Genomic DNA, 15112 nt, shown 5'->3' with positions numbered 1-15112 from the left:
AGGCGCAGCCGACACCCGGCAAACAAACTTACTGTTTCGCGCCTTCTACCGCTTCGCGAGCCAGTTTAGTGATGCGATCCCAGTCGCCTGCTTCCAGCGCATCCGCCGGAACCAGCCAGGAGCCGCCGATGCACAGCACGCTTTTCAGCGCCAGATAGTCACGGTAGTTGGCCGGAGAGATGCCGCCCGTTGGGCAGAAACGCACCTGGGAGAATGGGCCCGCAATGGCCTGCAACGCTTTGGTGCCGCCGTTCGCTTCAGCCGGGAAGAATTTGAACTCTTTCAGGCCGTAGTCCATGCCCAGCATCAGTTCAGAAACGGTGCTGATACCCGGGATCAGCGGAATAGAACCTTCGGTTGCGGCTTTCAGTAGCGGCTCAGTCAGCCCCGGGCTGATGGCAAACTGTGCGCCCGCTTCGGTCACTTCCGCCAGCTGCTGCGCATTCAGAACCGTACCGGCACCAATGATCGCTTCCGGCACTTCTTTGGCGATAGCACGGATCGCATCCATCGCACAGGCGGTACGCAGGGTCACTTCCAGAACGCGAACGCCACCCGCAACCAGTGCCTTCGCCATTGGGACAGCGTGCTCCAGTTTGTTTACCACAATAACCGGCACGACAGGGCCAGTGGTCAGGATTGCTTCTGCACTTGTTTTCCAGTTTTTCATCAGAGTTTTCTCTCGCCAGATCGTTAAAATCAAGTCGTCTTAAAACGTAATACAGGTTGCGCCCTGCTCCGCACCGGAGAGTTTCTCACGCAACGCACCAAACATTTCGCGTCCGGTACCCACGCGTGACGCGCTCAGGTCAGGAATATGTGGCTGACGCGCCGCCAGCTCTGCTTCATCCACCAGCAGGGTTAACTCGCCTGTCTGACCGTTAACGCGGATCATGTCACCATCACGCACTTTCGCCAGCAGGCCGCCGTCGTAGGCTTCCGGGGTGACATGAATCGCTGAAGGCACTTTACCGGATGCCCCTGAAAGGCGTCCATCGGTTACCAGTGCGATTTTGAAACGGCGGTCCAATAATACACCAAGCGGCGGCATAAGTTTATGTAATTCTGGCATCCCGTTCGCTTTTGGTCCCTGATGACGCACCACGACCACACAGTCTTTATCAAGCAGACCCGCGTCAAAGGCAGGTAAAACGTCGTGCTGGCTTTCAAACACCACCGCCGGGGCTTCGATAACCTGATTCTCTTCCGGCACGGCAGAGGTTTTCATCACGGCACGTCCAAGGTTACCGCTCAGCACTTTGGTGCCGCCGTGAGGAGAGAACGGCTGTTCGAAGGTTGCGATAACCTGAGGATCGAGCGAGTCGCTCGCCCCTTCGCGCCAGTCCAGCTCACCGTTGTTCAGCCAGGGTTCAAGGGTATAGCGATGCAGGCCAAAGCCCGCCACCGTGTTGACATCCTCATGCAGCAGGCCGCCTTTCAGCAGCTCGCGCATCAGCACCGGCACGCCGCCCGCGGCCTGGAAGTGGTTGATGTCCGCCGGACCGTTCGGGTACAGACGCGCCATCAGCGGTACCACGGAGGAGATATCGGAGAAGTCATCCCAGTTGATCAGAATGCCCGCCGCGCGCGCCATCGCGACAAGGTGCATGGTATGGTTGGTTGAACCGCCGGTCGCCAGCAGGGCGACAATCCCGTTTACGATGACTTTTTCATCCACCATTTTGCCCATTGGCATCCACTCGTTGCCGTTACCGGTCAGGCGCGTCACCTGACGGGCTGCGGCTTCGGTCAGCGCTTTACGCAGTGGCGCATCCGGCTGGATGAACGACGAGCCCGGCAGCTGCATACCCATAAACTCCACCACCATCTGGTTGGTGTTGGCCGTACCGTAGAACGTACAGGTGCCCGGCGCATGATAGGACGCGGCTTCCGCTTCCAGCAGTGCCTGACGGTCCGCTTTTCCTTCGGCATACAGCTGGCGGATACGGACTTTTTCCTTGTTTGGCAGACCACTAGCCATCGGGCCTGACGGCACAAAAATCGCTGGCAGATGGCCAAACGACAGCGCGGCCATCACCAGCCCCGGGACGATTTTGTCGCACACGCCCAGATAGAGCGCGCCATCAAACATGTTGTGAGAGAGGCCCACTGCCGCCGACATGGCGATCACTTCGCGGCTCAGCAAGGACAGCTCCATACCGTCCTGGCCCTGGGTTACGCCATCACACATGGCCGGCACGCCGCCTGCAACCTGGCCCACCGCGTTCACGCTGTGCAGCGCATTGCGGATGATAGCCGGGTAGGCCTCATACGGCTGGTGGGCTGAAAGCATGTCGTTATAGGAGGTAATGATGGCGATATTGTTACGCAACATGCTTTTCAGCGCGTCTTTATCACCAGGCTGGCAGGCCGCAAAGCCGTGGGCCAGATTCCCGCAGGCCAGCTGAGAGCGATGGACAGTTTCACTCTTCGCCTGTTCGATGCGGGCAAGGTAGGCAGCACGGGTCTCTTTCGAGCGTTCAACGATGCGTTGTGTTACGCGTAACAATGTCGGATTCATAAAAGCTCCTCTAATTTATCTGTCCAGGCTCGGGAGTTTACACAGTTTCTGACGGTTGTTAACAACGCTGAAACGCCTGATATCCGGAGCACAGGGGCAAAATGTCTGAAGGGAGTGTAATAAAAAAAGCTCCGCGGGTGAATCCACGCGGAGCTTAAAAGATAAAAATTATGCCACTTGCTGTGTTAGATCATGTTACCGGTAAAATAACACCTTTGGGCTAGAGAAAGTGGTTATTCAAACTCGTTCCAGGAGCGTCCATCACGGGTGATCATCGCAACGGAGGCGACAGGTCCCCATGTTCCCGCCTGATACGGTTTTGGCGCGTCCTGATCGGCTGCCCACGCTTCGGTGATAGAGTCGACCCACTTCCACGCCTCTTCCACTTCATCGCGGCGGACGAACAGCGCCTGGATACCACGCATGGTTTCCAGCAGCAGACGCTCGTAAGCATCGGCGAGATGCGTCTGGTTGAAGGTTTCAGAGTAGCTCAGGTCCAGCTTGGTAGTTTGCAGGTTGTGTTTGTGATCAAGGCCCGGCACTTTGTTGAGGATCTGAATATCCACACCCTCGTCCGGTTGCAGACGGATGGTCAGTTTGTTCTGCGGCAGTTCCTGCCAGGATTCTTTGAACAGGTTCAGTTCCGGATTTTTGAAGTAGACCACCACTTCGGAGCATTTTGCTGGCAGACGTTTACCGGTACGCAGGTAGAACGGCACACCGGCCCAGCGCCAGTCGTCGATATCCACACGGATCGCCACAAACGTCTCGGTGTTGCTGGACTTGTTCGCGCCCTCTTCTTCCAGATAGCCAGGAACTTTTTTCCCCTGGGCAAAACCTGCGGTGTACTGGCCGCGCACGGTTTTCTCACGCACGTTGGAGCGGTCAATACGGCGCAGTGATTTCAGCACTTTCACTTTGGCGTCACGAATGCTGTCGGCCGTCAGATCTGACGGTGGAGACATGGCAATCATGCACAGAATTTGCAGCAGGTGGTTCTGGATCATGTCACGCATCTGGCCGGCCTGGTCGAAGTAGCCCCAACGGCCTTCGATGCCCACCTCTTCCGCCACGGTAATTTCCACGTGGTCGATAGTGCGGTTGTCCCAGTTGTTCACGAACAGGGAGTTGGCAAAACGCAGCGCCAGCAGGTTCAGTACCGTCTCTTTGCCCAGATAGTGGTCAATACGGTAAACCTGACACTCCTCAAAGAACTCGCCCACCTGGTCGTTGATTTCACGCGAGGTCGCCAGCGACGTACCCAGCGGTTTCTCCATCACCACGCGCGCCGGTTTGGCGTTCAGCTTCGCCTCGCCCAGACCTTTGCAGATGGCGCCGAAGGTGCTTGGCGGCATGGCGAAATAGTTAATAGTGACACGATTTTCCTGGTCAAGCATTTCACCCAGACGGGTAAAGGCGCCTACATCGTTGACGTCCAGGTTGCAGAAATCGAGACGCCCGCTCAGCTTATCCCAAAGGCTTTCATCGATTTTCTCTTTCATGAACGTTTCGAGCGCCTCGCGCACGACTTTGGTATAAGCCTCCTTATCCCAGTCTGCGCGTCCTACCCCAAGGATCCGGGTATCGGGATGGATCTGGCCCGCTTTTTCGAGCTGATACAGGGAAGGCAGCAATTTTCGGCGTGCAAGATCGCCTTTAGCGCCGAAAATGACCAGGTCACATGCCTGGGCTGTTTGCGTTACCGCCATGTCATTCTCCTCAGTTAGATCGCCTGGTACTCTGCCAGGTATCGTTGTAATTTTATTACAATGCACTGTACTGCTTTTACGCGTTTCCTGAAACCATTAGCGCTTAACGTCGCGTGCGATACGGTAATTTTTCGTCGCCCGGGCCATTACGCCCGTCTGATGACGCAACAAACGTCGATTCTTTGCGCAACAGGGTCAGAGCAAAACCCGACGTCGATCAAGTAATGAAAAAAAACAACAACATTTCTTGTCGACGATTACCCTTTCGGGAGTCCCGGGGGTAATATCGGCTAAATCGAATCAAGATTTCATCTCTTTATGAAATCGTTTATGCCCTCATGAGCGTCTTGTTAACAATGAACATGCTGGAAAAAATCCAGTTTCAACTGGAACACCTTAGCAAATCCGAGCGCAAAGTGGCTGAAGTTATTCTCGCCGCGCCCGCTCAGGCGATTCATTCAAGCATCGCCGCTCTGGCACAGGAATCGGGCGTCAGCGAACCGACGGTCAATCGATTCTGTCGTAGTCTGGACACGCGCGGCTTTCCTGATTTTAAACTGCATCTGGCCCAAAGTCTGGCAAACGGCACCCCGTATGTTAATCGCAATGTAGATGAAGACGACAGCGTTGATGCTTACACCGCAAAAATATTTGAATCGGCTATGGCCACGCTCGACCACGTTCGCCAGTCTCTGGACATGAGTTCAGTGAATCGCGCGGTCGATCTTCTCACGCAGGCCAAACGGATTGCCTTCTTTGGCCTTGGCTCGTCCGCCGCCGTGGCGCATGACGCCATGAATAAGTTCTTTCGCTTTAACGTGCCGGTGATTTACTCCGATGACATTGTGCTGCAACGCATGAGCTGTATGAATTGTAGTGAAGATGATGTCGTGGTACTCATCTCCCATACGGGCCGCACCAAGAGCCAGGTGGAGCTGGCGCAGCTCGCGCGTGACAACGATGCGATGGTCATCGCCCTGACGACGGCAGGTACGCCGCTGGCCCGGGAAGCGACGCTCGCCATTACCCTGGACGTACCGGAGGACACCGACATGTACATGCCGATGGTCTCCCGCCTGGCGCAGTTGACGGTCATCGACGTGCTGGCGACCGGTTTTACCTTACGCCGGGGCGCAAAATTCCGGGATAACTTGAAGCGGGTCAAGGAAGCCCTGAAAGAATCGCGTTTTGATAAAGAATTGCTTATAAAGAGCGATGTTCCCTAATAACTACGATGTACGATTTACGGCATTCGGTCCCCTCGCTACTGCCTTGCGATAGATGAAGGCCGATTCTATGTTCACGCAACACCAAAGTTGTTTCAGTCAACGGAGTATTACATGTCCAGAAGGCTTCGCAGAACCAAGATCGTCACCACCTTAGGCCCGGCCACCGACCGCGATAATAACCTCGAAAAGATTATCGCCGCGGGTGCCAACGTGGTGCGCATGAACTTCTCTCACGGTACGCCAGAAGACCATAAATTACGTGCCGACAAAGTGCGTGAAATCGCAGCTAAACTGGGCCGCCATGTTGCTATCCTCGGTGACCTGCAAGGTCCAAAAATCCGCGTATCGACCTTTAAAGAAGGCAAAGTCTTCCTCAACATCGGCGATAAATTCCTGCTGGATGCCAACCTGAGTAAAGGCGAAGGCGATAAGGAAAAAGTGGGTATCGACTACAAAGGTCTGCCTGCTGACGTTGTGCCTGGCGACATCCTGCTGCTGGACGACGGACGCGTACAGCTGAAAGTGCTGGAAGTTCAGGGTATGAAGGTATTCACCGAAGTGACCGTCGGCGGCCCGCTCTCCAACAACAAAGGCATCAACAAACTCGGCGGTGGCCTGTCTGCCGAAGCGCTGACCGATAAAGACAAAGCGGATATCGTGACCGCAGCGCAGATCGGCGTGGATTACCTGGCCGTCTCCTTCCCGCGCTGCGGCGAAGATCTGAACTATGCTCGCCGCCTGGCGCGCGATGCAGGCTGCGATGCGAAAATCGTTGCGAAAGTGGAACGCGCTGAAGCGGTCTGCGATCAGGACGCGATGGACGACGTGATCCTGGCGTCTGACGTGGTGATGGTTGCCCGTGGTGACCTGGGCGTGGAAATTGGCGATCCTGAACTGGTCGGTATCCAGAAAGCGCTGATCCGTCGCGCGCGTCAGCTGAACCGCGCGGTGATCACCGCCACCCAGATGATGGAATCCATGATCACCAATCCAATGCCAACCCGTGCGGAAGTCATGGACGTGGCGAACGCCGTGCTGGATGGTACCGATGCGGTGATGCTGTCAGCGGAAACCGCGGCAGGTCAGTATCCGGCAGAAACCGTGGCCGCCATGGCGCGCGTGTGCCTGGGTGCAGAGAAGATCCCAAGCATTAACGTCTCCAAGCACCGCCTGGATATCCAGTTCGACAATGTGGAAGAAGCGATTGCGATGTCTGCGATGTACGCAGCCAACCACCTGAAAGGGGTCACGGCGATCATCACCATGACCGAATCTGGCCGTACCGCGCTAATGACGTCCCGTATCAGCTCCGGTCTGCCGATCTTCGCCATGTCCCGTCACGAGCGTACGCTGAACCTGACGGCGCTGTATCGCGGCGTGACGCCAGTATACTTCGACAGCACCAACGACGGCGTGGCCGCCGCGCACGATGCCGTGAACCTGCTGCGCGACAAAGGTTATCTGGTATCCGGTGATATCGTTATCGTGACGCAGGGTGACGTGATGAGCACCATCGGCTCAACCAATACCACCCGCGTACTGACCGTAGAGTAAGCTCCAATCCCCTCTCCCCTAAGGGGAGAGGGGTGAAGGTTTCCTATTTCTTCGGGAAAAGCTCTTTACGCTTGTACGGCTCTGTTTCGCCAGGTTTACGCGTTTTGAGCAGCTTCAGGATCCACGTATATTGCTCCTTATGCGGCCCCACCAGCACCTCCACCTCTTCATTCATGCGACGTGCGATGGTGTGATCGTCTGCGGTCAGCAGATCGTCCATCGGCGGACGTACCTCAATGCTCAGGCGATGCGTTTTACCGTCATAAACCGGGAACAGTGGGATCACGCGGGCGCGGCAGACTTTCATCAGGCGACCAATCGCGGGTAGCGTAGCTTTATAGGTTGCGAAGAAATCGACAAACTCGCTGTGTTCCGGGCCGTGGTCCTGATCGGGCAGATAGTAGCCCCAGTAACCCTGACGTACCGACTGAATGAAAGGCTTAATGCCATCGTTTCGGGCGTGCAAACGCCCGCCAAAGCGACGGCGCACGGTATTCCAGACGAAGTCGTAGATTTTGTTTCCCTGATTATGGAACATCGCCGCCATTTTCTGGCCCTGCGACGCCATTAACATCGCCGGAATGTCTACCCCCCAGCCGTGCGGCACCAGGAAAATCACCTTTTCATCATTGCGACGCATCTCGTCGATGATCTCCAGCCCTTTCCAGTCAACGCGTTCGACGATCTTCTCCGGCCCTTTCAGCGCCAGTTCCGCCATCATCGCCATGGCCTGTGGCGCGGTGGTATACATGTCATCAATGATTGCTTCGCGTTCGGCGTCGCTTTTATCCGGAAAACAGTACAACAGATTTATTTGCGCGCGGCGGCGTGCGCTTTTACCTAAGCGCCCTGCCAGGCGCCCCACTTTGCCGAGCACCGGATCGCGGAGGGAAGCAGGTAGCAACGCCATGCCAGCAAACGCGTATACGCCAAGCCAGGCGCCCCAGTTACGCGGGTGGCGAAAAGATTTTTCAAACTCGGGAATGTACTCAATATTGTTTTTTTTGGTTTCCATGCGGGTTCCAGGGTCTGGTGACGCAAAAATATATTCGGATAGTGTAGCGAGGCTGCCGCCCGCGCACAAAAGAAAAAGCCGGCGCATACTGACGCCGGCTTTTTAAATCAGGAGAGCTTAGTCGAAGCGCAGCTGCGGCATCACCTCTTTCACCTGCGCCAGGTAATCTTTGCGATCTTTGCCGGTCAGCCCTTCGGTGCGCGGCAGTTTTGCCGTCAGCGGGTTAACTGCCTGCTGGTTGATCCACACTTCGTAGTGCAGGTGCGGCCCCGTCGACCGGCCGGTGTTACCGGACAACGCGATGCGATCGCCACGTTTCACTTTCTGGCCCGGTTTGACCAGCAGTTTACGCAGGTGCATGTAGCGGGTGGTGTACGTACGACCGTGACGAATAGCAACGTAGTAGCCAGCAGCACCGCTGCGTTTCGCCATGACCACTTCACCATCCCCTACCGCCAGCACTGGCGTGCCCTGCGGCATGGCGAAGTCAACGCCACGGTGCGGCGCTACGCGGCCAGTTACCGGGTTCAGACGACGCGGGTTGAAGTTGGAGGAGACGCGGAACTGTTTCGCCGTTGGGAAACGCAGGAAGCCTTTTGCCAGACCCGTACCGCTGCGGTCATAGAACTTACCGTCTTCCGCGCGAATGGCGTAGTAGTCTTTGCCGTCTGAACGCAGACGAACGCCCACCAGTTGGCTCTGCTCGCGCTTACCGTCCAGCATTTCGCGGGACATCAGGACAGAGAACTGATCGCCTTTTTTCAGTTTGCGGAAATCCATCTGCCACTGCATGGCTTTGATCACCGAGCTGATTTCAGCGCTGGTCAGGCCGGCATCGCGTGCGCTGGAAACAAAGCTGCCGCCGACGGTCCCTTTCATGACGCTGTTAACCCAGTCGCCCTGCTGCAATTCGCTGGTCATTTTGAAACCGTTTGCAGTGCGATCGTAGGTGCGGGTTTCGCGACGGGACATCTCCCAGGTCAGACGTTGCAGATCGCCGTCGGGCGTTAGGGTCCAGGAAAGCTGCTGACCAATTTTCAGGTTACGCAGCTCTTTATCGGATGCGGCGAGCTGGCTGATGTTGCCCATGTCGATACCGTACTGGTTCAGGACGCTGCTCAGCGTATCGCCAGTAGAAACAACATATTCATGAATGCCGGCTTCATTCTGGATCTTGTCATCCAGCTCATCCTGGGGAATCGCTTCATCTTCCTGAGCGGCCTGATCGATAGGCTCGCTGGCCTCAGGCAGCAGAGAGCGGATCTCGCTCTTCTCCAGTTCGATGGTTTTAATGATTGGGGCGGAACTCGGGTGGTAAACATAGGGCCGCCAGACGGCGACCGCTAATGTGAGAACTGTAAGCGACCCCAGCATAACGCGGTGGGGTCGAGGCAGATTGTTAAATGCCAGGGCGACAGAGCGGGCTATCTGTTGCACGTATTCACTTCCTCGTTAATCTCCTTTCAGGCAGCTCGCATACTGATTCGCCAGTTGGCTGAGGAACTGCGAATAGCTCGCTTTGCTCAACTGGATGTTCGTACCTAGCGGGTCAAGGGTTCCCATGCGCACGGATGTTCCCCTGGCCACGGCTTCTACGACCGCTGGCCTGAACTGTGGCTCAGCAAAAACGCATGTCGCTTTTTGCTCAACCAACTGTGTTCTGATTTCATGTAAACGCTGCGCACCAGGCTGAATTTCAGGGTTGACGGTAAAATGCCCCAGCGGGGTCAGACCGTAATGTTTCTCGTAATACCCGTAGGCATCATGAAAAACAAAGTACCCTTTTCCTTTAAGCGGTGCGAGCTCGTTACCCACCTGTTTGTCGGTTGCGGCTAATTGAGCCTCAAAATCCTTCAGGTTGGCGTCGAGTTTGATTCGACTTTGCGGCATAAGTTCCACTAATTTGTCGTGGATTGCAACCGCTGTAAGCCGCGCTATCTCTGGGGAGAGCCAGAGATGCATGTTGTATTCGCCGTGATGGTGATGGTCGTCACCTTTTTCACCGTGAGCATGGTCGTGGTCGTGTTCGTCACCCTCGTCCTCAGCTCCTTTCATGAGTAACGGTTTCACGCCGGACAGCCCGGCAATCGTCACCTGTTTCTCAGCGGGAAGCTGACTGGCTGACTTCTGCATGAACGCTTCCATCTCAGGACCAATCCAGACCACTAAGTCCGCGTTCTGTAAGCGTTTTACATCAGATGGACGCAGGGAATAATCATGCTCGGAAGCACCATCAGGCAGCAGAACCTGGGTCTCAGTGACCCCATCCGCGATGGCAGAGGCGATAAATCCAAGCGGTTTAAGCGAAGCGACAACGGCGGCGTTAACATCTTGTGCTGTTGTACCCCAAAGAGCAGCGGATAAAGCTGCGAAAAGAAGCGTATTTTTCTGTAACATAATGCGACTAATCATCGTAATGAATGCGTGGAATGTGATATTATAACATTCGATGACTTCTGCAAGCTTAAATTGACATGACGACTTTAGTTTCTCTTGAAAATGTTTCGGTCTCATTCGGCCAGCGCCGCGTCCTTTCTGAGGTGTCGCTGAATCTGAAGCCCGGCAAAATACTCACGCTGCTCGGCCCTAACGGTGCAGGCAAGTCGACGCTGGTACGCGTCGTATTAGGCCTGGTAGCCCCTGACGCAGGTGTTATCGTCCGCCAAGACAAGTTGCGTATCGGCTATGTGCCGCAAAAATTACACCTCGATGCCACCCTGCCCCTGACGGTGAGCCGCTTCCTGCGCCTCCGTCCCGGTACGCGTAAAGCGGATATCCTCCCGGCGCTGAAACGCGTTCAGGCGGGACATCTTGTTGAGGCGCCCTTGCAAAAGCTGTCGGGCGGTGAAACCCAGCGCGTATTACTTGCCCGCGCCCTGCTCAGCAGCCCTCAGCTGCTGGTCCTGGACGAGCCGACGCAGGGTGTTGACGTCAACGGTCAGGTTGCGCTGTACGATCTGATTGACCAGCTCCGTCGGGAGCTAAACTGCGCGGTGCTGATGGTGTCCCATGATCTGCACCTGGTGATGGCCAAAACCGACGAAGTGCTGTGCCTGAACCATCACATTTGTTGTTCCGGCACGCCAGAAGTGGTGTCAATGCATCCGGAATTTATCTCTATGTTTGGCCATCGTGGCGCCGAGCAGCTGGGCATCTATCGTCATAATCACAATCACCGCCATGATTTACAGGGACGAATCGTCCTGCGTCGGGGAAATGGACACTCATGATTGAACTGTTACTGCCCGGCTGGCTGGCCGGGATTATGCTTGCCTGCGCCGCGGGTCCACTCGGCTCGTTTGTCGTCTGGCGCAGAATGTCCTATTTCGGCGATACGCTGGCCCATGCTTCATTGCTGGGTGTGGCGTTTGGTTTGTTACTGGACGTGAACCCGTTTTATGCGGTGATTGTCGTCACGCTGCTGCTGGCTGCCGGTCTGGTCTGGCTGGAAAAACGCCCTCACCTGGCAATTGATACCCTGCTCGGCATTATGGCGCACAGCGCCCTGTCGCTGGGCCTGGTGGTAGTGAGCCTGATGTCAAACATCCGCGTAGATCTGATGGCCTACCTGTTTGGCGATCTGCTGGCCGTCACGCCCGAAGATCTCATTTCCATTGCCATTGGCGTGGCGGTGGTGCTCGGGATCCTGCTGTGGCAGTGGCGGAATTTACTGGCTATGACCGTCAGTCCGGATCTGGCCTTTGTCGATGGCGTGAAGCTTCAGCGCGTGAAGCTGCTGTTGATGCTGGTGACGGCGTTAACCATCGGCGTGGCGATGAAATTTGTTGGCGCGCTGATCATCACGTCGCTGCTGATAATTCCTGCCGCCACTGCGCGCCGTTTTGCGCGTACGCCGGAGCAAATGGCCGGTATCGCGGTGATTATCGGAATGATTGCGGTGACGGGCGGGTTAACCTTCTCGGCGTTTTATGACACGCCAGCGGGGCCGTCGGTGGTACTGTGCGCGGCGGTGTTGTTTATTTTCAGTATGATGAAAAAGACCGCGCAGTAGTCAGCATGTCCCCGGTGGCGCTTCGCTTACCGGGGCTACAATTTATCGCTGCTTACGGCATCGCGGGCGGCGTAATGCCGAAATGATTCCACGCCCGCACCGTTGCCATACGACCACGCGGGGTACGCTGCAAGAAGCCCTGCTGGATCAGATACGGCTCCAGCACGTCCTCGATAGTCTCACGCTCTTCGCCAATTGCCGCCGCCAGGTTATCCAGCCCTACTGGCCCGCCAAAGAACTTATCCAGCACCGCCAGCAGCAGCTTACGGTCCATGTAGTCAAAACCTTCGGCATCGACATTCAGCATATCCAGCGCCTGGGCGGCGATCTCGGCCGATATGGTGCCGTCGTGCTTCACCTCGGCAAAGTCACGCACCCGGCGCAGCAGGCGGTTGGCGATACGCGGCGTACCGCGGGAGCGCTTCGCCACTTCAAACGCCCCCTCTTCGCTCATATCCAGCCCCATGTAGCGCGCGCTGCGCCCTACAATATGCTGAAGGTCGGGCACCTGATAAAACTCCAGACGCTGCACGATACCAAACCGGTCGCGTAGCGGAGAGGTCAGAGAGCCGGCGCGGGTCGTGGCGCCAATCAGGGTAAACGGCGGCAGATCGATTTTGATCGAGCGCGCGGCCGGGCCTTCACCGATCATGATATCCAGCTGGTAATCCTCCATTGCCGGATAGAGCACTTCCTCCACCACCGGTGAAAGACGGTGGATCTCATCGATAAACAGCACGTCATGCGGTTCGAGGTTGGTCAGCATCGCCGCCAGGTCCCCTGCTTTCTCCAGTACCGGGCCGGAGGTGGTACGCAGGTTAACGCCCATTTCATTGGCGACGATATTCGCCAGGGTGGTTTTACCTAACCCCGGCGGCCCAAAAATCAGCAGGTGATCGAGCGCATCGCCGCGCAGCTTTGCCGCCTGGATGAAAATCTCCATCTGAGAACGAACCTGCGGCTGGCCGATGTACTCATCCAGCAATTTGGGACGGATCGCGCGATCCACCACGTCATCTGGTTGAATAGTGCCTGCCGATACCAGGCGGTCTGCTTCAATCATCCTTTACCTCACAATGCAGCGCGCAGCGCTTCACGAATCAGAGTTTCACTGCTGGCATCCGGTTTAGCAATTTTGCTCACCATCCGGCTGGCCTCCTGAGGTTTATAGCCCAGCGCCACCAGCGCGGCAACCGCTTCCTGCTCGGCATCATCATCCGATGCAGGCGCGCCCGGGGAAGTCAGCACCAGATCGGCTGCCGGCGTGAACAGATCGCCATGCAGACCTTTGAAGCGGTCCTTCATCTCGACAATCAGGCGCTCGGCGGTTTTCTTCCCGATGCCCGGAAGTTTAATTAACGCAGCTGGATCTTCACGCTCAACGGCGTTCACAAACTGTGGCGCTGACATACCGGACAGAATCGCCAGGGCCAGCTTCGGCCCGACGCCGTTGGTTTTAATCAATTCGCGGAACAGTGTGCGTTCCTGTTTGTTATTGAAGCCGTACAGCAGCTGAGCATCTTCACGCACCACAAACTGGGTAAAGACAACCGCCTCTTTGCCCGCCTCCGGCAGCTCATAGAAGCAGGTCATCGGCATATGGACTTCATAGCCCACGCCACCCACCTCCAGCAGCACTAACGGGGGTTGTTTTTCAATGATGATGCCTCTGAGTCTGCCTATCACGTGACGCTCCTGCGTTCTGGAAGAAATTATCTGCCGACATAATAAAAAAAGGCTGGATAAACATCCAGCCTGATTTGTCATTATCGTAACCTGCCTCGCGCCAGATTGAGCCGCGACTCGCTCATTTGCATCGCATTCTGGCTGACGTGACAGTGGGTAATCGCAATGGCCAGCGCATCCGCGGCGTCGGCCTGCGGGTTCGCAGGGAGCTTCAGCAGGGTACGCACCATGTGCTGCACCTGGCTTTTCTCCGCGCTACCAATGCCCACCACCGTCTGCTTAACCTGACGGGCCGCGTACTCAAACACCGGCAGATCCTGGTTCACGGCGGCAACAATCGCCACGCCGCGCGCCTGACCGAGCTTTAACGCCGAGTCAGCGTTTTTCGCCATAAAGACCTGCTCGATGGCGAAATAGTCCGGCTGGAACTGGGTGATGATCTCCGACACGCCCGCATAGATGAGCTTCAGGCGCGACGGCAGATCGTCCACTTTGGTGCGAATACAGCCGCTGCCGAGGTAGGTTAGCTGGCGTCCCACCTGACGGATAACGCCATAGCCGGTGACGCGTGAGCCGGGGTCAATCCCGAGAATAATCGACATCACGCGTCTCCCGTAAACGGTTTACAGGCTCTCATCAGAGAGTCGCTGCAACCTCATCAGAGATTTCACCGTTGTGATACACTTCCTGCACGTCGTCGCAGTCTTCGAGCATGTCGATCAGACGCAGCAGTTTCGGTGCGGTTTCCGCATCCATGTCCGCTTTGGTAGACGGGATCATGGAGACTTCAGCGTTATCCGCCTTCAGGCCAGCCGCTTCCAGCGCATCGCGCACGGCACCCATCTCTTCCCATGCGGTGTAAACATCAATAGCACCGTCGTCGTAGGTCACCACGTCTTCCGCACCGGCTTCCAGCGCCGCTTCCATGATCGCATCTTCGTCGCCTTTCTCGAAGGAGATGACGCCTTTTTTGCTGAACAGGTACGCTACAGAACCGTCAGTGCCCAGGTTGCCGCCAGTTTTGGTGAACGCGTGACGCACTTCCGCAACGGTACGATTACGGTTGTCGGACAGACACTCAACCATCACCGCCGTACCGCCAGGACCGTAACCTTCATAAATGATGGTTTCCATGTTCGCGTCTTCATCACCGCCCACGCCACGTGCGATGGCACGGTTCAGGGTGTCACGCGTCATGTTGTTGGACAGGGCTTTATCCACCGCCGCGCGCAGACGTGGGTTAGAGGCCGGATCGCCGCCGCCCAAACGCGCCGCTGTCACCAGCTCACGAATGATTTTGGTAAAGATTTTACCGCGTTTGGCATCCTGTGCCGCTTTGCGGTGTTTGGTGTTGGCCCACTTACTATGACCTGCCATAAAAAGTTC

The 15112-nt window shown here is 56.3% G+C and carries 14 protein-coding genes; 4 read left to right on the top strand and 10 right to left on the bottom strand.

Annotated elements, in window-relative coordinates:
* Window positions 1–28: 28 nt before the first annotated feature.
* The 3 genes from kdgA to zwf form a co-directional block, all read right to left on the bottom strand.
* A complete protein-coding gene (gene kdgA, locus SK54_RS10990) occupies window positions 29–670 on the bottom strand; it encodes a bifunctional 4-hydroxy-2-oxoglutarate aldolase/2-dehydro-3-deoxy-phosphogluconate aldolase (protein WP_003859774.1) in 642 nt (213 codons plus the stop codon).
* A gap of 39 nt (window positions 671–709) precedes the next feature.
* Window positions 710–2521, bottom strand: a complete 1812-nt coding sequence (gene edd / locus SK54_RS10985) for a phosphogluconate dehydratase (RefSeq protein ID WP_017384346.1) — start codon at window positions 2519–2521, stop codon at window positions 710–712.
* Window positions 2522–2754: 233 nt separating this feature from the next.
* Entirely contained in the window at window positions 2755–4230 is a 1476-nt protein-coding gene (zwf, locus tag SK54_RS10980; RefSeq protein ID WP_003859771.1) for a glucose-6-phosphate dehydrogenase, read from the bottom strand.
* Window positions 4231–4586: 356 nt separating this feature from the next.
* On the opposite strand from zwf, the gene SK54_RS10975 reads away from it, so the two are divergent.
* Together SK54_RS10975 and pyk are read left to right on the top strand one after the other, a co-directional pair.
* Window positions 4587–5456 (top strand): MurR/RpiR family transcriptional regulator, encoded by an 870-nt coding sequence (locus SK54_RS10975; protein ID WP_003859769.1) that lies wholly within the window; start codon window positions 4587–4589, stop codon window positions 5454–5456.
* A 114-nt stretch (window positions 5457–5570) separates the two neighbouring features.
* A complete protein-coding gene (gene pyk / locus SK54_RS10970) occupies window positions 5571–7013 on the top strand; it encodes a pyruvate kinase (RefSeq protein WP_003859767.1) in 1443 nt (480 codons plus the stop codon).
* Window positions 7014–7056: 43 nt separating this feature from the next.
* On the opposite strand, the gene lpxM is transcribed toward pyk, so the two are convergent.
* The 3 genes from lpxM to znuA form a co-directional block, all read right to left on the bottom strand.
* Window positions 7057–8028 carry a lauroyl-Kdo(2)-lipid IV(A) myristoyltransferase gene (gene lpxM / locus SK54_RS10965; protein WP_015570283.1) on the bottom strand — a complete coding sequence of 324 codons (972 nt, stop codon included), beginning with the start codon at window positions 8026–8028 and terminating at the stop codon, window positions 7057–7059.
* Window positions 8029–8145: 117 nt separating this feature from the next.
* Complete coding sequence (mepM, locus tag SK54_RS10960; protein WP_003859762.1) at window positions 8146–9465, bottom strand: murein DD-endopeptidase MepM; 1320 nt, start codon at window positions 9463–9465, stop codon at window positions 8146–8148.
* 15 nt (window positions 9466–9480) lie between these two features.
* Complete coding sequence (znuA, locus tag SK54_RS10955; protein ID WP_032103662.1) at window positions 9481–10425, bottom strand: zinc ABC transporter substrate-binding protein ZnuA; 945 nt, start codon at window positions 10423–10425, stop codon at window positions 9481–9483.
* 77 nt (window positions 10426–10502) lie between these two features.
* On the opposite strand from znuA, the gene znuC reads away from it, so the two are divergent.
* Window positions 10503–11258, top strand: a complete 756-nt coding sequence (gene znuC / locus SK54_RS10950) for a zinc ABC transporter ATP-binding protein ZnuC (RefSeq protein WP_023296807.1) — start codon at window positions 10503–10505, stop codon at window positions 11256–11258.
* Window positions 11255–12040: a zinc ABC transporter permease subunit ZnuB gene (gene znuB, locus SK54_RS10945; RefSeq protein WP_015570280.1), complete on the top strand. Its 786-nt coding sequence runs from the start codon at window positions 11255–11257 to the stop codon at window positions 12038–12040. The genes znuC and znuB overlap by 4 nt, the downstream gene beginning before the upstream one ends.
* Before the next feature lie 52 nt (window positions 12041–12092).
* Here the strand turns inward: znuB and ruvB are convergent, their stop codons facing one another.
* The 4 genes from ruvB to SK54_RS10925 all read right to left on the bottom strand — a co-directional run bounded on the left by ruvB (window position 12093) and on the right by SK54_RS10925 (window position 15103).
* On the bottom strand, window positions 12093–13103 hold the full coding sequence (ruvB, locus tag SK54_RS10940) for a Holliday junction branch migration DNA helicase RuvB (RefSeq protein ID WP_003859753.1): 1011 nt from the start codon (window positions 13101–13103) through the stop codon (window positions 12093–12095).
* 8 nt (window positions 13104–13111) lie between these two features.
* Complete coding sequence (gene ruvA / locus SK54_RS10935; RefSeq protein ID WP_003859751.1) at window positions 13112–13726, bottom strand: Holliday junction branch migration protein RuvA; 615 nt, start codon at window positions 13724–13726, stop codon at window positions 13112–13114.
* 80 nt (window positions 13727–13806) lie between these two features.
* Complete coding sequence (ruvC, locus tag SK54_RS10930; protein WP_003859749.1) at window positions 13807–14328, bottom strand: crossover junction endodeoxyribonuclease RuvC; 522 nt, start codon at window positions 14326–14328, stop codon at window positions 13807–13809.
* Window positions 14329–14362: 34 nt separating this feature from the next.
* Window positions 14363–15103, bottom strand: a complete 741-nt coding sequence (locus tag SK54_RS10925) for a YebC/PmpR family DNA-binding transcriptional regulator (protein ID WP_003859747.1) — start codon at window positions 15101–15103, stop codon at window positions 14363–14365.
* Window positions 15104–15112 lie beyond the last annotated feature (9 nt).

It is taken from the genome of Enterobacter sp. MGH120 (assembly GCF_001037725.1).
GTDB classification, from domain to species: Bacteria; Pseudomonadota; Gammaproteobacteria; order Enterobacterales; family Enterobacteriaceae; genus Enterobacter; species Enterobacter hormaechei_C.
Note: the sequence above shows the minus strand (reverse complement) of the source record. Positions and strands in the feature narration are given on the sequence as shown.